The following is a 19,838-nucleotide window of genomic DNA, read 5'->3' as shown; positions in this document are numbered from 1 at the left end:
CAGAGGCGACTGTATGGACGGACGAACGTACGCGGCAGACGCCACGGCGGGCGAGGAGGCGACCGTCGCCGGGTGGATCCACGAGATCCGCGACCTCGGCGGGATCGCGTTCCTCATCCTGCGAGACACGACCGGGAAGATCCAGGTGAAGTTCGAGAAAGACGAGATGGACGACGACCTCGTCGAGACGGCACTCGACGCCCACCGCGAGTCGGTGGTCCGCGTCAGCGGTGCCGTCGAGGAGGAGCCACGCGCCCCGACCGGCGTGGAGGTCACCCCCGAGGCGTTCGAGGTCGTCGCCGGTGCCGATCCGGAACTCCCCTTGGACCCCTCCGGGAAGGTCGACGCCGAGTTGCCGACGCGGCTCGACAACCGGACGCTGGACGCACGGAAAGACGAGGTGCAGGCGATCTTCCAGATCCGCTCGGAGGTGCTGCGAGCGGCCCGCGAGACGTTCCGCGAGCACGGCGCGACGGAGATCAACACGCCGAAGATCGTCGCCACCGGGACGGAAGGTGGGACGGAGCTGTTCCCGATCTCGTACTTCGGTCGCGAGGCGTTCATGAACCAGTCGCCACAGTTGTTCAAACAGCTGGTGGCCGGCTCCGGCGTCGAGCGGGTCTTCGAGATCGGCCCGATCTTCCGCGCGGAAGAGCACAACACGCCGCGACACCTCAACGAGGCGATCTCGATCGACTTCGAGTCGGCCTTCTACGACCACCACGAGGCGATGGACGTGGCGGAGGCGCTCGTCCAGAACGCCTACGAGGCGGTCGCGGAGAACTGCGGCGAGCAGTTGGCCGCACTCGACCTCGAGGAGGAGTTCGAGACGCCCGAGGGCGACTTCCCGCGGCTGACCTACCGGGAGGCGCTGGAGACGGTCAACGAGACGGGCGAGTTGGACGAGACGCTGGAGTGGGGCGACGACCTGTCGACGGAGGCCGAACACGTCCTCGGGCAGGAGGTGGGCCGCCACCACTTCATCACGAACTGGCCCTCGGAGATCAAGCCGTTCTACATCATGGACACCGACGAGGACGAGACGGTGTCGACGGGGTTCGACCTGAACCACCCGCGGATGGAGTTGGTGTCGGGCGGACAGCGTGAACACCGCTACGAGCACCTCGTGGAGGGGTTCGAACAGCAGGGGCTCGACCCCGAGGAGTTCGACTACTACACCAAGATGTTCCGGTTCGGGATGCCGCCCCACGCCGGGTGGGGAATGGGCGCAGACCGGCTCGTGACGACGATGTTGGATCTGGACAACATCCGCGAAGCGGTCTTGTTCCCGAGAGATCGACAGCGACTCTCGCCGTAGGCGAGATCGCAGAGATCTCTCGGGAGCAGGGAACGGAACGGAGTGGAGTGACCGAGTTCCCGAGAGATCGACAGCGACTCTCGCCGTAGGCGAAACCGCGGAGATCCCTCGGGAGCAGGGAACGGAGCGAGGTAGAGCAGAGCAGAACGGACCGCAGTGCGGTACGCGAGTTTCTCACGACGGAACCGCCCGTCGACACGCGACCCAGGAAACCAGAAAGTTGACCCGCGTCCCACCGGAAGCGGGGTCAATGACGGACGAGGCGGGACGGCGCGACGACGACGCGTCGGCCGGCGGCCGCGACGGGACCCACGGCGACGACGGTCGACCCGTCGACTCGGAACCCGGCAGTGCAGGTACCGACGGGGTCCCGTCCGACTCGGAGAACGGGTCACCCGAGACGGACGGACCATCCGGATCGCCCGAGACGGACGGATCTTCGAGTGAGACGGGAGGACTGTCGGGTGAGACAGACGGAGTTCCGAGTGAGACAGACGGGACGGCAATCGAGACCGGCGTGACTGCGGACGGAGACGACCGCCCGAGTGGACGACCACGTCCGGAGCCGTCGGCGGCGAGTCCCGGCCCGCCGGCGGACGCCGGCCTCTGGCGACGGTTCCGCGAGTCCGAGTCGCTCCCGGTCGTGTTCCTCCGCGAGACGCTGTCGTCGGCGCTGATCGTCGCCGTCGTCGGACTCGTGTTGTTCTCCGTCTCCGGGGTGTGGCCCCCGATGGTCGCCGTCGAGTCGGGGAGTATGGAGCCACACATGGAGAAGGGCGACCTGGTGTTCGTGACGGAGCCGGGGCGGTTCGCGCCGGACGCGGGTGTCGGGGAGACGGGGGTCGTCCCCGCGCAGGTCGGTGCGGAGACGGGGTACGCGACGTTCGGCGCGTCCGGGTCGGTGATCGTCTACAACCCGCCGAACCGGGTCGGCCCGCCGATCATCCACCGGGCGCGGTTCTACGTCGAGGCGGGCGAGAACTGGTACGACCGCGCGAACCCAGACTACCTCCCGGGTGACTCCTGCGGCGAGATCAGTCACTGTCCGGCACCACACGCCGGCTTCGTGACGAAGGGCGACAACAACGGGATGTACGACCAGGTGAACAGCATCGACGCACCGCCGGTCAGACCCGAGTGGATCCGTGGTGTCGCACGCGTCCGCATCCCGCTGTTGGGGTGGATCAGACTCGTCTTCTCCGGTGCCGCGACCACGACCCCGGTGTCGAGTCCGGACGGCAGCGCGGCGGCCGCTACCGGCGGTAGTGTCGCGACCGGAGCCGGTGGCGGCGTCGCGGCCGCCGCCAGTGAGGGTGTCACGGTCGGAGTCGACGGCGGTGGTCTCACCGTGACGACCGACGGCCCACCGACACCTGGTGACTGGGGCAGTGCCGGACACCCGGTGTGACTCCGGAGAGCCAGTCTCGGAGCGACACCTCGGGTCTGGTACGAGACGCGTCGAACGACGACGCCCCCGTCGGGTTCGAGTGGAACGCGACATCGACCTCGTTCGGCACACCCCCACTTCGCGTCGAGTGACGACTCGGCTCGCTCGCCGACACCGTCGTTTCGTGTGGAGGGGGAGAGGGGTCGGAACCGGCCGTCGTCTTGCGATCGTCCACGCGAAGAGAAGGGGTGGTACGGGGAGTCGCCGTGTCGAGCGTCGTCGCCCCCGCAGTTTCTCCGGACACGAGTGAACGGGCAGGTGGTACAAAAGCGGTTCGTCTCGTTCCGAGGCGTCCGTTCGAGTGGAGTCGCGAGTCCGTTCGAGTGGAGTCGCGAGACGGATCGTGGGGGTCGTGAACGAGCTGGCAGTCTCGGGAACAGCCCCGACGACCGCAGTCAGTTGTCGAACCGCGCCTGGACGAACGGCTGAACGTCGTCGATGTCGCCGAGCCGGGAGTCCGACATGAGCACGGCCTCCGTCTCCTCGATCGGGACCGACAGCGAGATCTCCTTCGTGCGACCGTACCGCCCCTTGCTGACGACGACCGCGTTGACGATCCCGAGCATGTCCAACTCGGAGATCAGGTCCGTGACGCGCCGTTGGGTGAGTACGTCCGCGTCGATCTCCTCGCAGAGTCGCTTGTAGATGTTGAACACTTCGCCGGTGTTGATCGCCTCGACGCCGTTCTTCTCCAGCAAGGTGATCGAGAACAGGACGATCTTCGACTGTGTCGGGAGTGTGCGGACCACCTCCACGACGCGGTCGAGTTCGATCTTGTCCTGTGCCTGCCGGACGTGTGACTCCTCGACGCGGTTCGCCTGACTCCGCTCGGCGAGTTCACCCGCCGTCCGGAGCAGGTCCAGCGCGCGGCGGGCGTCACCGTGTTCCTGCGCCGCGAAGGCCGCACACAGCGGGATCACGTCCTCCGTGAGCGCGTCCGGCTCGAAGGCGACCTCCGCACGCGCCTGGAGGATGTCTCGCAGTTGGTTGGCGTCGTACGGCGGGAAGACGATCTCCTCCTCGCCGAGACTCGACTTGACGCGGGGGTCGAGGAAGTCGGTGAACTTCAGGTCGTTCGAGATGCCCATGATCGAGATCCGGGCGTTCTCCAGCTCCGAGTTCATCCGCGAGAGGTTGTACAGCGTGTCGTCGCCCGACTTCTCGACGAGTTTGTCCACCTCGTCGAGCATGATCACCACGACGCGTTCGTGGTGGTCGACGGCGTCGAAGAACGCCGAGTACACCCGGTCCGTCGGCCACCCGGTCATCGGCACCTCCTCCAACTCCTCGCGCTCCTCGGTCAACGACTCGACCCGGTCGTCCAACGCCGACAGGTCGGCGTACTCGGTCCCGGCGAGTGCGCTCTCGTCGTCGACCGCACGCGAGCGCAGCGTCCGGAGGTCCTCGAGTCGGTCGTCGATCACCGTCCGGTTCTTCTCGATGAACTTGTTGGCGAGCTGTGCGAGGACGCGGTACTGCGTGTCGGTCACCTCGCAGTTGATGTACTCGACCTCGCAGGGAACGTCGTACCGCTGGCTCGTCGACTCCAACTCCTGGGAGACGAACTTCGCGCTCGCCGTCTTCCCCGTCCCGGTCTTCCCGTAGATCAGGATGTTCGACGGCGTGTCCCCACGGAGCGCGGAGACGAGGATCGTCGCCATCTGGTTGATCTGGTCATTCCGGTGTGGGAGGTTCTGTGGCGTGTAGGAGGGCCGCAGCACCTCCTTGTTCTCGAAGATGGGTTCACCCGAGAGGAGGTCGTCGAACAGCCCCGTGTTGTCGCCGTCGTCGTCCCCGAGCACCTCGTCGACGTCGAGGTCGACCGCCGTGTCCGAACGCGACCGAGACGTGGACGTGAGATCCGTGTCGGTCGTGATCGGGTCCGTGTCCGTCGCGGTCGTGTCGGTGTCGGTCGCGACTGGATCGGTGTCCGTCACGGTCTCGTCTCCGTCGTCTCCGAGGGACCGCGTGTCGGTCACCGGCGAGCCTTCCGTCGGCGAGTCGGGAGCCGACGAGTCGGTGGTCTCGGGAGTACCGCCCATCTCACCCCCGTCGTCGGCCGTACTGCGGACGAGTTCGTCGACGGAGTCGATCCGGTCGTCCGACTGCGACTGCTCTCCGTCGGCCGGATCGCGGTCTATGGTCCCGTCGGCCGAGTGGTCTTCTGGGGTCCCGTCGATCGAGTCGTCTTCTGGGGTCCCGTCGGCCGAGTGGTCTTCTGGGGTCCCGTCGGCCGAGTGGTCTCCCCTGTCGACCGCAGTCGATCCTCGGGAGTCGTCCGGCGCTCCGGACCCGTCTGTACTCGGCCGTTCCTCCGTGGCGTCACCGTCACCGCCCGATTCTTCCTGCCGATCGTCTGCCGCTCCGTCGGTGTCGGTGTCGCCGTCGTCCGCCGAATCGTCTCGTGACATACGTCGTTGACCCCTCCGTTTCGAGTGGAGATCGCCGCTCGACGGACGAGAACACCGGATACACTACGTCAACGGTGTGTTCTCCCGACCAGCGACCCTGGCCCCGTTCCAATTGATGCAATCGAAGTAGACGAATAGGCGGGTAAAAAGCCTTTCCATCCAACGGGTCTGGTCCGGTAAATTCGGACGCACGGCGAGAGCGTGGCCGTGAACACGGAGAGACGGGGTCCCACTCCTCCGACGACTGGTCACTCGCTCCGCCGACCGGTACGTCTACGCCGTCGGGCCGAGCTCGGTGTGACACGTCTCTACTTCGGTCGAGGGGCTCGGTGTGACACGGCTCCGGTTCGGTCGGGGGACTCGGTGTGACACGGCTCCGGTTCGGTCGGGGGACTCGGTGTGACACGGCTCCGGTTCGGTCGAGGGACTCGGTACGACTCGGTCTGGTCGGAGTCCGGTCGCCGGTCGAGGGTGAGGACGTGATCACCGGGACGATCTCCCTACCGAGCGGTGTCTCTGTCGTCGAGGGTGACCCCCCCACCCCTTCGTTTCGTGTGGAACTCGGGAGAGGTGGGGGTGGGGGACCCCCTATCTACGAACCGGTGGTTTTACATCCACGGTGGATCAACCATACCCGCATGACACAGCAGGCCATTTGTTTAGCTGTCCTGTGCTGCTAGGTTGGCGTCGCCGGCCGCGGTGGTGGCCTCGTCGAGGGGGTCCTCCCCCCAACCCGTCTCACTCTCCACTAGAAACGGAGGGGTGGGGGGGTCGTCGACACACGTCGCTCTCCACACGAATGTCTCTATTTAGAACGTACTCTACGTACTCGTGGTGAGAATCAACTACCGAATATAGTAGTATATAGTAGCATATAGTGGCATATGGTAATGTACTGGTACGGGTAGCGAGGACTCTCTCCGTCGACCCTGTCCGTGGCCGTTCCGACGAGTACCGTCTCTCCTCGCTCCGTCTCGTCTCGCCCCATCTCGTCTCGTTCCGTCTCGTCTCGTTCCGTTTCGTCTGCGTCGCGGCATCCGCCACCACTCTACCGCCCACTCACCCCTGCAGTCTCTGGTGCCACTCTACCACCCACGAACTCCCCGTACACGACCGGAAACGAGGCCCTACACCCGCTACACCCCCGTCTGACGTAGTGTTTAAGTGACGGCACGGTCTCGTTCCCACAAGGCCCTCCACTGGGGAGGGGGAACGGAGGCAAGAATGGGTCTGCTCACGAATCTCAGAGACAGCATCTCACAGGTCACGGATCGGTTGTTCTCCGAGTCCGAGCCGAAACGGATCGGGATCTACGGACCGCCCAACGCCGGGAAGACGACGTTGGCGAACCGGATCGCCCGCGACTGGACTGGGGACGCGGTCGGACCGGAGAGCCACATCCCACACGAGACGCGCCGGGCGCGCCGCAAGGAGGACGTCACCATCGAGCGCAACGGGAAGACGGTCACCATCGACATCGTGGACACGCCGGGGGTCACGACGAAGGTGGACTACAAGGAGTTCCTGGACCACGACATGGCGAAAGACGACGCCGTCGAGCGATCCCGGGAGGCGACGGAGGGCGTCGCCGAGGCCATGCACTGGCTCCGAGAGGACGTCGACGGCGTCATCTACGTGCTCGACAGCACGGAGGACCCGTTCACGCAGGTCAACACGATGCTCGTCGGGATCATCGAGAGCCAGGAGCTCCCGGTGTTGATCTTCGCCAACAAGACGGACCTCGACGACTCGGAGGTCAAGCGCGTGTCGGACGCGTTCCCGCAACACGAGACGGTGCCGTTGTCGGCGCTGGAGGGTGACAACATGGACGAAGTGTACGAGAAGATCGCGGAGTACTTCGGGTGAGACAGATGGCAGAAGCGACCCCACACGACGGCGACGCAGACGGCGTCCGGATGGACCTGATCAGCGGCGCCCGGATGGACGGGCTCACGTCCATGGAGAAGATACGTCTCATCCTCGACTCGGTCCGCGACGGGGACATCGTCGTGCTCGAAGAGGGGTTGACACCCGACGAGGAGTCGCGACTGATCGAGGTGACGATGACGGAGATCAGCCCGGACGACTTCTCCGGGATCGAGATCGAGACGTACCCCCGGCCGAGCTCCTCGTCGAGCGGTCTCATCGGCCGGCTCACGGGTGCCGACGACGGCGGGAACAAGCTCACCGTCATCGGCCCGGCGAACCAGATCGAGACACTCGAGAAAGACGAGGACTTCATCAGTACACTCGTCTCTCGGAAGTAGATGCCACACCAGTGCACCAACTGCGGACGCACGTTCCCCGACGGCTCGAAGGAGATGCTCTCGGGGTGTCCGGAGTGTGGCGGCAAGAAGTTCCAGTTCGACCCCGCGAGTCGCGAGGCCGCCGAGGAGAGCGGTGTCTCGGAGCGTCGACAGGGAGGTGACGCGTCCGAGACACGTGACCCGTCTCCACGTGAAACGAGGGGACGAGAGACGAGTCCGGAACCCGACGACCCACTCGACCGGAGTTGGCCGGGTGAGTCGGCGGAGTCGGAGAAGCCGGAGGAGCCCGAAGAGCCGACCGGATTCGACTACGGCCAGACCGTCGACGCGGAGACTGACGAGGGGGTGACACCGGCCGACGACGCAGCCCGGGGAGCGACACGGGGAGAGCCACCCGAAGAGCAGTCGCCGACCGACGAGACGCCTCGCGAGCGATCACCGTCCGACGCGACGCCGCACGAACGGACGACGCCGGACGACCAACCGACGGTCGAAGAGTACGCCACTCGAGACGAGGGTGTCTCGGAGGCGGACGCCGACGCCGGACCCGAATCCGATCCCGACACGACGACCGACCGGCCTGGGGCACGCAGCGGGACGGACCCGCACGCGGACGTCGAGACGGAGACGGACGAGGAGGACGCTGCGCAGGCCGACGCCCGTTCGGAGGTCGTCTCCGGCTCCGAACTACCCCAGTACGGCTCCGCCGACCCGTCGGTCGACCCCGAGGCCGCCTCGACGACGACCGCGAGCGAGCGCACGGAACGCGGCACGCCCGAGGACCACACGGAACGCGGCACGTCCGAGGACGGCCCCGAGCACGCCGACACACGGTCGACGGGCGCGGAAGAGACGGCGGACCCGGACGCGATCGCACAGGACCCGAGCTACGAGCGGCTCCGCGAGGAACTCAACGAGCAGTTCGAGTCGATCCGGATCGTCCGCCCGGGTGAGTACGAGTTGAACCTGATGGAACTGTACGACCGCGAGGAGTTCATCATCTCGCTGCGTGAGGACGGACGGTACGTCATCGAGATGCCCGACGCCTGGGACTCCCCGGACGAGTGACTTCACCCCGGACGGCCCGTCGTCTGGAGTGACCGGAGACGGCTGGCCGGCCTTGCCGGTCCACCCGAACCACTGCCCTCTCTCTTCGCGTTCCACTCGAACCGGACCCGTTTCTCCGTCCGTTCCACCCGAACCGGACCCGTTCCTCTGTCCGTTCCACCCGAACCGGACCCGTTCCTCTGTCCGTTCCACTCGAACCGGACCCGTCACCGACACACACCGAGCGGTCGTCTGCCTCTCACTCCCCGCGACCACCTCCCAGAACCACACCACGACACCACTCTCCGCGACGACACCGCGACCCCACCGTTTCGATTCGAAAAGTCATTGACGACCGATCCGGTACACGGTGCCGTATGTCGTCGTCCCTCGCCGACAGGTTGCGTGGCGCGCTCCTCTGGTTCCCGGTGGCGCTCTCGAAGGTCGGGATCGTCGACCGCGAGAAGGGAAAGGAGGCGTTCGACCTCGCCGCACCGGCGATGGTCACCGGGGGAATGCGGACGCTACTGCGCGTCGCCGACTTCTTCATGGTCTCGGTGTACGCGGGCGGCGCGGCCGTCGCCGCACTCGAGTTGGGATTCCAGTACTACTTCGTCCCGTTCGGCCTCGCGTTGGCGCTCACCTCCGGGACGATCAGCGTCGTCTCCCGACTGAAGGGTGCCGACGACCACCGGGAGGCGAACTTCGCGATCAAACAGTCGCTGTGGCTCGCACTGGCGGTGTCCGTCCCCATCACGCTGTTCTCCTACTACTTCGCCGAGGAGATGATCGCAGTGTTGACGAACGACGCACGGACCATCGCACTCGGCGGAGAGTACCTCCGCGTGGTGATGTACTCCGTCGCGTTCCGGTTCTGGTCGATGATCGCGGCGCGGGCACTCGCCGGGAGCGGCGACACCCGAACGCCGATGTACGTCCGACTGCTCACGCTCCCGACCAACGTCGGTCTGAACGCCGCTCTGATCTTCGGACTCGGGCCGTTCCCGGAACTGGGCGTCGCCGGTGCCGCTTGGGGGACGACGGCGGCGAACACACTCGCCGGAGGCCTGTTCGCGGCCGCGCTGTTGTCGGGGCGGTACGACGTGCGACTCCGTCTCCGTGGCAAACAGTGGGACTGGAGCACCGCCGCGGAGTTGGTCCGGGTGAGTCTCCCCCTCGCCGGGACGCGGCTGTCGCGGACGTTCGGGCGGTTCCCGTTCCTGTTCGTGTTGGGTGTGCTCGGGACGGACGTGGTGGCGGCGTACGCCATCGGCCGCCGGGTGATGCTGCTCGCGTTGATGCCCGCGTGGGGGTACTCGACGGCCGCGTCGACGCTCGTCGGGCAGGCCATCGGTGCGGGCGACGAGGCGGAGGCGGACGACTACGGGTGGCAGACGCTCCGGATCGCGCTGGCGACACAGCTCCTGCTCGCGGCCGTGATCGTCGCGCTCGCCCGCCCGCTCGCGGCGGCGTTCGACGCCTCGAACGTCGCGCTGACGGCCGACTTTATCCGTCTCTTCGGCCCAGGTGTCGCCGCGTTCTCCGTCTCGCGGACGATGCGCGGGAGTCTCCGCGGTGCGGGCGACACGCGGTGGCCGTTCTACGGCGCCCTGCTGTCGACGTACGTGATCCGGCTGCCGATCGCGTTCCTCGCGCTCCCGGCGGCGTACGGCGTCACACTGTTCGCCGGCCCCGTCGGGAGTCTCCTCGGCGTGGGGGAACTGTCGTTCGCACTCCCCGGGATGGGACTCGGACTCACGGCGGTGTTCGTGGCGATCCTCGGAGACATGTACGGCCGCGCGGCGGTGAACCTGTTCCGCTACTGGAGTGACGCCTGGAAGCGAGTCGCCCGCGAGTCCGGCGTCGGCGCGAGCGCGGACTGACTCCGAGGCCCGTCGAGGGAGTCTTCTCGACCCGTCGGAGACGACGACTCGCCCGACAACGGCCAGATTGATACGCTCGCCCGCGTTACCGGGTGTACGATGGACGGGCCGACGTGGACGGAACGGTACGCCCCGGCGTTGGACGAGGTGCCACAGGCGAGTGTCCGCGAGCGACTCGAACGGGCCCTCGACGAACCGATGAACCTCGTCGTCCAGGGGCCGCCGGGTGTCGGGAAGACGGCTGCCGTGCGCGCGCTCGCACGCGAGACACACGACGACCCGGACAACGACCTCGTGGAACTCAACGTCGCGGACTTCTTCGACCGCACCAAGAAGGAGATCCGCGAGGACCCGCGGTTCCGGCCGTTCCTCGCCGGCCGCTCCCAGATGGCGAAACGCGACATGATCAACCACGTTCTGAAGGAGTCGGCCGCGAACGCGCCGGTGTCCGGCGAGTTCAAGACCGTCGTGTTGGACAACGCGGAGGCGATCCGCGAGGACTTTCAGCAGGCGCTCCGGCGGGTGATGGAACGGTTCCACCGCACGACGCAGTTCGTGATCGTCACGCGCCAGCCCTCAAAGCTGATCCCGCCGATCCGGTCGCGGTGTTTCCCCGTGCCGGTTCGCGCGCCGACGACCGACGAGATCATCGACGTGCTCGCGGGGATCTGCGAGGCCGAGGACGTGCCGACGGAACCCGAGGGACTCGAGTTCGTCGCGAGTGCGGCCGACGGGGACCTCCGAGAGGCGGTGTTGTCGGCACAGGCGACGGCGTCCGACCACGACGAGATCACGATGCAGGCCGCCTACGAGACGCTCGACGACGTGGGCGTCGACGACGAACTGCGGAGTGTGGTCTCGGACGCACGGGTCGGCGACGTGGGCGACGCCCGCGGGACGCTCGACGACCTGCTGTACGAACAGGGGTTCGACGGGGACACGCTCCTGCGGGAACTGCTCCGGGTGGCCCGGAGTAGCTCCGAGATCGGGAGTCACGACGTGACGCGCCTCCACGCGCTGGCCGGGGAGGTGGACCTGACGATGGTCGACGGCACGGACGACCGACTCCACCTCACCCACCTGCTCACTTCGTGGGCCGCCGGCCGGCGGTCCCTCGACCAACGGCTCGCGTCCGCGTCCGCCTGAGCGGTCCGGGCCCACACCGGGCACACCACCCTCTCGGTTCACACGCACGCCCCATCACGTCTACACCACCCGTCACCTCCACACGAACACCCTTTCGTCCCTACACCCATGGACACGACACTCACCACGCGGTTCGCACCCGCACTCCGGCGGTGGGCACTCCCGCTCGTCGGCGGTAGTCTCGCGTCGCTCGTCCTCCTCCCGCCGGCGACACCGCTGTTCGTCGGCCTCACGCTGTTCGTCGTCTGGTTCTTCCGCGATCCGGAGCGAGAGCCACCCGAGGAGGGTGTGCTCGCTCCGGCGGACGGCCACGTCTCCGTGATCCGGACGGACGGCGACCGGGTTCGCGTCGGCGTGTTCATGAGCCCGCTGGACGTACACGTCACGCGTGCGCCCACGCGCGGAACGGTCGAGCGACTCGACCACCGGCCCGGCGCACACCGGCCGGCGTTCTCGAAGGAGTCCGAGCGCAACGAGCGCGTCGAGTTCCGGATCGACGACGTGGACGGAGCCCTGATCGCCGGGTGGTTCGCGCGACGGATCAGTCCGTACGTCTCCGCGGGCCAGACGGTCGACCGCGGCGAACGGATCGGCCACATCGCGTTCGGGTCGCGCGCGGACGTGGTGCTCCCCGAGCGGTTCGACCGCGACGACGTACGTGTCGAGACGGGTGCGGCCGTGCGCGCGGGCGAGACGGTGCTCGCGTACACCGACGAAGACCGGGCCTCCGGTACGGAGGAGGTCCCGAACCACACGGACGAGGACTGATCCGACTGCACCGGTGACGACCGGTCTGGACCGCACACGACCAGTCCGGATTACACACGACCGCCCTCGACGGCACGGACGACCAACTGGACCGCACACGACCAGTCTGGATTGTACACGACCGGTCTGGACTGTACAGACGATCAGACCGACTCCCCGAGGACGGCGTTCCGTGCGGTGTGTCGATCACAGTCGGCGCGTGTGTGGCGCGAGTGGAACGAGCGCCTCGCACGCGAGGGACGAACGAGCGCAGCGAGTGAGGCGGCTGGGGAGGGTGAGGAGTGGTGCGGTGTGGTGCCGTCTGGGGCCCGCTTCACTGCCCGATCACGCCTGGTCGTCGTCGGCTCCGAGCGCTCTCGCCGGCACGCTCTGCTCGTCGGGCTCGGTGTCGAGGAGGTGGACGTGTCTCACCAGCGAGCGGTGGACGCGGCGCTCGAACACGCGTTCGACGTGCCACCCGGCCTCGCGCGCGGCGTCGGTCCACCGGCGGTCCGCGACGAGGACGCACCGCGGCGCGACGCGGCGGAACTCCCCGAGTGCCTCCCGGAGCAACTCGTCGAGCTCGTGGCCCGCGATCTTCGACTGCCGCCCGTACGGCGCGTCGACGACGACCCCGTCGACCGCACCGTCCGCGACCGGGAGCCGCGTCGCGTCTCCACGGACCACGTCGTAGCCGCCGTCGAGGTACGCCTCGAGGTTCTCGCGACTCCCGCGGACCATCTTCGACTGTGCGTCGACACCTACGACGCGACTCCCGGCGAGTCCCGCCTCGACGAGGAGTCCACCAGTCCCACACATCGGGTCGAGGACGGTCCGACCTGGGCCCGCTCCGGCGAGGTTCGCGTACGCACGTGCGTCGAGCGGATCCATACTCCCGGGCTGGAAGAACGGCCTGTCCGTCGGTTTCCGACTCCCGTAATCGCGGTTCGACTCGACCGCGAGCCACCCGAGGAGACAGGTGTCACCGGCGAACAACACCCGGAACTCGTGGTCGGGATCGTCGAGGTCGACCTCGAACCCGCGGTCGACGAGGACACCACCGACCGCGCGCTCCGCCTCGGTCGTCGAGACGCCCGCGGTCGCACGCACGTCTCTGGCTCGAACGGCGACGGATCCGGTCCGGTCACCGAGACTCGCGGTCGTCGCGGCCGCGCGCGCGCCCTCGACGCTCGCGTCCGTCTCCGCGAGGAGTCGACTCGCGGCGCGCGTGTACGCCACCCGTTCGAGCCGTTCCCGGTCGACCGACCGCGCGGTCGCGAGCCCCGGCGCGACTCGCTCGACGCCACCCGCCGCAGTCGACGCCTCTCGTGCCGCGAACGCGTCCTCCTCGCCGACCAGTTCCAACGCGTACACACTCGGAGTCCGTCCGACCGCGGCTTCAACCCCTCGCTCGTCCCCTCGAACGGCCGAGCCAGCAGTCCCCTGCCTCCGCCGCTCTCGGGTGTTCCACACCCGTCCGGACGCTAGACGAGCGACCATCGCGCGCTCGACACCCGAGAGTATATAAGTAACCGCAAGAGGGCGACGGCTTTCCCCCGGTATCTTTATGCCGCAGTGTGTGTTGGAATCACACGGAGGCGAGAACCATGGTACGTGACGACGGCAAGCGGAACTTCGCCCTGCGCGAGGGGGACGGTGACGAACAGAGTGTCTTCTCGGGTAACACACCGCGTCAGGCCGCGTTGAAGGCCGCTCGCCGGCTCGATCCGGCGGGGTCCGAAGACGCTGCAGACGAGACGGAGCTCAGGCTCCGCGAGAAGGGAACCGACAAGGTACACATATACGACGGGTGGGCCTGGGAAGAGACTGCCCCAGACAACAAACCCGACTGGATGCCCGACGAGATCACCGAGGCGAACGTCTCGAAGAAGGGTATCGAGCACCTCGACGAGTGAGGTCGGTCGCGATCGCGTTCTTTGACTCCCAGCCGCCGAGCGACAGCTTTGTCCCGAACGGCCCGTTGTCTCCCTGTGCGCGGTCTCACCCGGCGTGACCACACGTACGCGCGTGGGACGACCAGCCGGTCTCCAACCGCGCGACACTCTCGAGGACTGCGACGTGGCGGCGTGCCGATGGTTCCTGCTCTCGAGCGATCGGTGTCTCTCCCCTCTCCTCCGTAGTCGACCGGGCACCACCCCGTCTGCACCCGAAATAACCCTCTATACGACACGATCCTTCACCGGTCGAGTGGCGTGAAACCGCTTGACGTGGCGGGGTCGAAACAACGAGCTTATACATTCCCCTGCCTTCGGTTGGAATGCGAAGGTCGCGCCGGGACGTGCGGTACTCCCCCGGCGACGACGCGTTCCCGCTCGCGTTCGACGGGGTTAAACCCCGTCGGGCACTCAGGTGGGAATGCGAAGCAAATCCGTCCGACGGCGTCGGGGTCTCCCCCGACGCTCCGGACGCCACCCGAGGTTCGAAGGGCTTAAGCCCAAACGTCTCCTCGGTTGGGATACGCACGAGCCGCCGACCCCTCACGGGCTCGGTGGTCGGATCGAACGAAGTCCGAAGGGTTCAAGTCCCTTCCCGGACATGGTTCAGATCCGGAAGAGATGAGGATTCCGCCCCTGCGGTCCGCCGCAAGACGGTATCTGATGTGAGCTTCGACAGTTCGGTGCCACCCGATCGGTGTCACCGAACGGACCGATAGCGATTCCGCCACCCGCCTCCACACGGAGGCACATTCCGGTTGATCCTGCCGGAGGCCATTGCTATCGGGGTCCGATTTAGCCATGCTAGTTGTGCGGGTTCAGACCCGCAGCAAATAGCTCCGTAACACGTGGCCAAACTACCCTACGGAGAGGAATAACCTCGGGAAACTGAGGCTAACACCTCATACGGCTTCGGCGCTGGAACGCCTGAAGCCAGAAACGCTCCGGCGCCGTAGGATGTGGCTGCGGCCGATTAGGTAGACGGTGGGGTAACGGCCCACCGTGCCGATAATCGGTACGGGTTGTGAGAGCAAGAGCCCGGAGACGGAATCTGAGACAAGATTCCGGGCCCTACGGGGCGCAGCAGGCGCGAAACCTTTACACTGCACGACAGTGCGATAAGGGGACCCCGAGTGCGAGGGCATACAGCCCTCGCTTTTCTGAACGGTAAGGACGTTCAGGAACAAGTGCTGGGCAAGACCGGTGCCAGCCGCCGCGGTAATACCGGCAGCACGAGTGATGGCCGATCTTATTGGGCCTAAAGCGTCCGTAGCCGGCCGAGCAAGTTCGTCGGGAAATCCACCAGCTCAACTGGTGGGCGTCCGGCGAAAACTGTTCGGCTTGGGGCCGGAAGACCCAAGGGGTACGTCCGGGGTAGGAGTGAAATCCCGTAATCTCGGACGGACCGCCGATGGCGAAAGCACCTTGGGAAGACGGACCCGACGGTGAGGGACGAAAGCTGGGGTCTCGAACCGGATTAGATACCCGGGTAGTCCCAGCCGTAAACGATGCCTGCTAGGTGTGGCACTGGCTACGAGCCAGTGCTGTGCCGTAGGGAAGCCGTGAAGCAGGCCGCCTGGGAAGTACGTCTGCAAGGATGAAACTTAAAGGAATTGGCGGGGGAGCACTACAACCGGAGGAGCCTGCGGTTTAATTGGACTCAACGCCGGACATCTCACCAGCTCCGACAGTGGGAATGAAGACCAGTGTGATGAGCTTGTCAGACCCACTGAGAGGAGGTGCATGGCCGCCGTCAGCTCGTACCGTGAGGCGTCCTGTTAAGTCAGGCAACGAGCGAGACCCGCGTCCCTAATTGCCAGCAGTACCCTTGTGGTAGCTGGGTACATTAGGGAGACTGCCGCCGCTAAGGCGGAGGAAGGAACGGGCAACGGTAGGTCAGTATGCCCCGAATGAGCTGGGCTACACGCGGGCTACAATGGCCGGGACAATGGGTTCCGACACCGAGAGGTGGAGGTAATCTCCCAAACCCGGTCGTAGTTCGGATTGCGGGCTGAAACCCGCCCGCATGAAGCTGGATTCGGTAGTAATCGCGTGTCAGAAGCGCGCGGTGAACACGTCCCTGCTCCTTGCACACACCGCCCGTCAAAGCACCCGAGTGAGGTCCGGATGAGGCCGTCTTACGACGGTCGAATCTGGGCTTCGCAAGGGGGCTTAAGTCGTAACAAGGTAGCCGTAGGGGAATCTGCGGCTGGATCACCTCCTACTGATCGGGACCAGGGCGACGCCCTGGCCCACCTCGTTCGGTCCGTTCGACGACGCCGATCGGGCACCTACGAACTGTCGAAGCTCGCCATCCCGCAGGGGATGGGCCCATAGCTCAGTGGTAGAGTGCCTCCTTTGCAAGGAGGATGCCCTGGGTTCGAATCCCAGTGGGTCCACTCAGTGGGTGTTCGGGACGAACCGTGCCCCTTATACGGGGCAAGGCAGTACCCGGATATCCAGACAAGACCGATGCACCACTCCGTGCGAACGTGAGTGGGAAGGGTTGAACTCGCGCCCAGTAAAGTGCTGGGGCGTGTGATGAAACCGTGTGTACGTGCAATCCAGACGTCAACTGGGCCCGTTTTTACGGGCTACAGTGTCATCATTGCTGGCTACTGTGCCAGCTGGTGGATGGCTCGGCTCGGATGCCGACGAAGGACGTGCCAAGCTGCGATAAGCTCCAGGGAGCCGCACGGAGGCGAAGAACTGGAGATTTCCTAATGGGAATCCCCACAGCAATTGCCACGCGCAATGGGGAACGCCCCGGATTGAAACATCTTAGTAGGGGCAGGAAGAGAACGCAAACCGCGATGTCGTTACTAACCGCGAGTGAACGCGACGCAGCCCAAACCGAAGCCCTCACGGGCAATGTGGTGTTCGGGCTGGTATCAAGTGGATTCGATCTGTGAGAAGTCTCCTGGAACGGAGCGCGACACAGGGTGACAGCCCCGTATCACAGACCGGCTCTACGGACCAGTTCCCAGAGTAGCGGGGGTTGGATCTCCCTCGTGAACGTCCCAGGCATCGACTGGGAAGGCTAAACACTCTCCGAGACCGATAGCGAACAAGTAGCGCGAGCGAACGCTGAAAAGCACCCCGAGAAGGGAGGTGCAATAGGGCCTGAAATCAGTTGGCGATGGAGCGACGGGGCACGAAAGGTCCCGGAAAGAACGAACCACCTGCGAGGGTGCTGTAGGGATTCTGGGAAGCCGGTGTTCCGTCGTACGTTTTGAAAAACGAACCAGGGAGTGTACTCGTTTGGCGAGCCTAACTCGATCATCGAGGAAGGCGCAGGGAAACCGATACGGCCGCAGCGTTGCCAGGGCCACCGTGTTCAAGCGCGGGGAGTCGAACGGGTACTACCCGAAACCAGGTGATCTATGCGCGGACAGGGTGAAGCGCACCGAAAGGTGCGTGGAGGCCCGTTAGGGTTGGTGTCCTACAATACCCTCCCGTGATCTGCGTATAGGGGTGAAAGGCCCATCGAACCTGGAAACAGCTGGTTCCGACCGAAACATGTCGAAGCATGACCTCCGCCGAGGTAGTCCGTGCGGTAGAGCTACCGATTGGAAGCGCCTCCTCCGAGAGGAGTAGGCCTTCCTGTCGAACTCCGAACGTACGGACGCCGTGGACGTGGGGAGTCCGGTGTCCTGGGGTAAGCCTGGGCACCGTGAGGGGAACAACCCAGAGCTGGGTTAAGGACCCAAAGTGTGGACTAAGTGCGATTGAAGGTTGTCTCGAGCCATAGACAGCCGGGAGGTGAGCTTAGAAGCAGCTACCCTCTAAGAAAAGCGTAACAGCTTACCGGCCGAGGTTTGAGGCGCCCAAAATGATCGGGGCTCAAGTCCACCTCCGAGACCCAGCGGCGCGGGTAACACCGCGGTCCTGTAGGTCGGCGTTCTGTTCGGGTGGAAGCACGGGCGAGAGCTCGCGTGGACCGTACAGAAACGAAAATCCTGGTCACAGTAGCAGCGAAACTCGGGTGCGAACCCCGAGGGTCTGAAGAGCAAGGGTTCCTCGGCACTGTTGATCAGCCGAGGGTTAGCCGGTCCTAAGTCACGCCGTAATTCGAACGTGACAACTGGACAACTGGTTAATATTCCAGTGCCATCACGCAGTGAAACCCGACGCTTTGGGGTCGGTCGAGCCGGGTTGTCGCCCGGTCGAATCGTCAAAATCCGTGGAAGCCGTAACGGCACGAAGCGGACGAACGGCGAGATCGCGAAAGTCGGCTCAACCTAGAGCCCGTGAAAAGGGGAGCGTGGTGCCCGTACCGAGATCCGACACAGGTGCTCTGGCGGCGAAAGCCAAGACCTTCGGGACCAATCGGCGTTAGGGAATTCGGCAACTTAGTCCCGTACGTTCGCAATAAGGGATGCCTGCCCTCCACGGGGCAGGTCGCAGTGACTCGGACGCTCCGACTGTCTAGTAACAACACAGGTGACCGCAAATCCGCAAGGACTCGTACGGTCACTGAATCCTGCCCAGTGCGGGTATCTGAACACCTCGTACAAGAGGACGAAGGACCCGTCAACGGCGGGGGTAACTATGACCCTCTTAAGGTAGCGTAGTACCTTGCCGCTTCAGTAGCGGCTTGCATGAATGGATCAACGAGAGCGTCGCTGTCCCAACGCTGAGCCCGGTGAACTGTACGTTCCAGTGCGGAGTCTGGAGACCCCCAAGGGGAAGCGAAGACCCTATAGAGCTTTACTGCAGGCTGTCGCTGGGACATGGTCGCTGATGTGCAGGGTAGGTAGGAGACGTTACACAGGTACGTGCGCCAGCACGCCACCGAGTCACACATGAAACACTACCCGTCAGTGACTGTGACCCTCACTCCGGGAGGAGGACACCGGTAGCCGGGCAGTTTGACTGGGGCGGTACGCGCTTGAAAAGATATCGAGCGCGCCCCAAGATCACCTCACGCGGGTCGGGAACCCGCGGAAGAGCGCAAGAGCAAAAGGTGGTCTGACAGTGTTCTTCCCAACGAGGAACGCTGACGCGAAAGCGTGGTCTAGCGAACGGACCAGGCCTCTCAATGGGGCCGGTTTACGACAGAAAAGCTACCTTAGGGATAACAGAGTCGTCACAGGCAAGAGCACATATCGACCCTGTGGCTTGCTACCTCGATGTCGGTTCCCTCCATCCTGCCCGTGCAGAAGCGGGCAAGGGTGAGGTTGTTCGCCTATTAAAGGAGGTCGTGAGCTGGGTTTAGACCGTCGTAAGACAGGTCGGCTGCTATCTATTGGGGGTGTGAGGCACCTGACGGGAACGCTCGTATAGTACGAGAGGAACTACGAGCGGTCGCCACTGGTGTACCGGTTGTCCGGAAGGGCAGATGCCGGGAAGCTACGCGACACGGGGTAAGAGCTGAACGCATCTAAGCTCGAAACCCACCTGGAAAAGAGGTGCCGTAGAGACCACTCGTAGAAGACGAGTTCGATAGACTCGGGGTGTACGCGTCAAGGCAACGAGACGTTCAGCCCGCGAGCACTAACAGGTCGAGCCACACTCATGCACTGTACCCGTGAGAACGGGCCCAGGCGGTTTCTGGATTGCACGTACGCACGGTTTCCAACCGACGTTGGCACACATCGGATCGTTCCCGATGGTC

Annotated in this window: 11 protein-coding genes, 1 tRNA gene and 2 rRNA genes; 12 read left to right on the top strand and 2 right to left on the bottom strand. The window is 65.2% G+C overall.

Going from position 1 to position 19,838, the window contains the following annotated elements; all coding sequences use genetic code 11:
* Nucleotides 1-13: 13 nt before the first annotated feature.
* Together aspS and RYH80_RS09025 are read left to right on the top strand one after the other, a co-directional pair.
* Nucleotides 14-1,318 carry an aspartate--tRNA(Asn) ligase gene (gene aspS / locus RYH80_RS09030; protein ID WP_370903529.1) on the top strand — a complete coding sequence of 435 codons (1,305 nt, stop codon included), beginning with the start codon at nt 14-16 and terminating at the stop codon, nt 1,316-1,318.
* 250 nt (nt 1,319-1,568) lie between these two features.
* On the top strand, nt 1,569-2,726 hold the full coding sequence (locus tag RYH80_RS09025; protein WP_370903528.1) for a S26 family signal peptidase: 1,158 nt from the start codon (nt 1,569-1,571) through the stop codon (nt 2,724-2,726).
* A gap of 434 nt (nt 2,727-3,160) precedes the next feature.
* Here the strand turns inward: RYH80_RS09025 and RYH80_RS09020 are convergent, their stop codons facing one another.
* Nucleotides 3,161-4,807, bottom strand: a complete 1,647-nt coding sequence (locus RYH80_RS09020) for a Cdc6/Cdc18 family protein (RefSeq protein WP_489753331.1) — start codon at nt 4,805-4,807, stop codon at nt 3,161-3,163.
* Nucleotides 4,808-6,400: 1,593 nt separating this feature from the next.
* On the opposite strand from RYH80_RS09020, the gene RYH80_RS09015 reads away from it, so the two are divergent.
* The 6 genes from RYH80_RS09015 (at nt 6,401) to RYH80_RS08990 (ending at nt 12,287) form a co-directional block, all read left to right on the top strand.
* Nucleotides 6,401-7,042: an Era-like GTP-binding protein gene (locus RYH80_RS09015; RefSeq protein WP_370903525.1), complete on the top strand. Its 642-nt coding sequence runs from the start codon at nt 6,401-6,403 to the stop codon at nt 7,040-7,042.
* A 5-nt stretch (nt 7,043-7,047) separates the two neighbouring features.
* Entirely contained in the window at nt 7,048-7,443 is a 396-nt protein-coding gene (locus tag RYH80_RS09010; RefSeq protein WP_370903524.1) for a DUF2073 domain-containing protein, read from the top strand.
* The gene (locus RYH80_RS09005) at nt 7,444-8,511 is read left to right on the top strand and encodes an OapC/ArvC family zinc-ribbon domain-containing protein (protein ID WP_370903523.1); all 1,068 of its coding nucleotides are present in this window, start codon (nt 7,444-7,446) and stop codon (nt 8,509-8,511) included. It abuts the gene before it with no gap.
* A 356-nt stretch (nt 8,512-8,867) separates the two neighbouring features.
* Nucleotides 8,868-10,373, top strand: a complete 1,506-nt coding sequence (locus tag RYH80_RS09000) for an MATE family efflux transporter (RefSeq protein ID WP_370903522.1) — start codon at nt 8,868-8,870, stop codon at nt 10,371-10,373.
* A 99-nt stretch (nt 10,374-10,472) separates the two neighbouring features.
* Entirely contained in the window at nt 10,473-11,519 is a 1,047-nt protein-coding gene (locus RYH80_RS08995; RefSeq protein WP_370903521.1) for an AAA family ATPase, read from the top strand.
* Nucleotides 11,520-11,627: 108 nt separating this feature from the next.
* Complete coding sequence (locus RYH80_RS08990; RefSeq protein ID WP_370903520.1) at nt 11,628-12,287, top strand: protein sorting system archaetidylserine decarboxylase; 660 nt, start codon at nt 11,628-11,630, stop codon at nt 12,285-12,287.
* A 324-nt stretch (nt 12,288-12,611) separates the two neighbouring features.
* Here the strand turns inward: RYH80_RS08990 and RYH80_RS08985 are convergent, their stop codons facing one another.
* Nucleotides 12,612-13,640, bottom strand: coding sequence for a methyltransferase domain-containing protein (locus tag RYH80_RS08985; protein ID WP_370903519.1), 1,029 nt, complete (start codon nt 13,638-13,640; stop codon nt 12,612-12,614).
* A 233-nt stretch (nt 13,641-13,873) separates the two neighbouring features.
* On the opposite strand from RYH80_RS08985, the gene RYH80_RS08980 reads away from it, so the two are divergent.
* The 4 genes from RYH80_RS08980 to RYH80_RS08965 all read left to right on the top strand — a co-directional run bounded on the left by RYH80_RS08980 (nt 13,874) and on the right by RYH80_RS08965 (nt 19,739).
* Nucleotides 13,874-14,182: a non-histone chromosomal MC1 family protein gene (locus tag RYH80_RS08980; RefSeq protein ID WP_370903518.1), complete on the top strand. Its 309-nt coding sequence runs from the start codon at nt 13,874-13,876 to the stop codon at nt 14,180-14,182.
* A gap of 790 nt (nt 14,183-14,972) precedes the next feature.
* Nucleotides 14,973-16,444: ribosomal RNA gene (locus RYH80_RS08975) — 16S ribosomal RNA — on the top strand.
* A gap of 104 nt (nt 16,445-16,548) precedes the next feature.
* Nucleotides 16,549-16,620, top strand: a tRNA-Ala gene (locus RYH80_RS08970).
* A gap of 207 nt (nt 16,621-16,827) precedes the next feature.
* A 23S ribosomal RNA gene (locus RYH80_RS08965) occupies nt 16,828-19,739 on the top strand.
* Together the 16S and 23S rRNA genes with 1 tRNA gene alongside form the textbook arrangement of a ribosomal RNA operon.
* Nucleotides 19,740-19,838: the final 99 nt, after the last annotated feature.

It is taken from the genome of Halobaculum sp. MBLA0147, assembly GCF_041361345.1.
Taxonomy (GTDB): Archaea; Halobacteriota; Halobacteria; order Halobacteriales; family Haloferacaceae; genus JAHENP01.
This window is presented reverse-complemented; position numbering and strand designations above follow the sequence as displayed.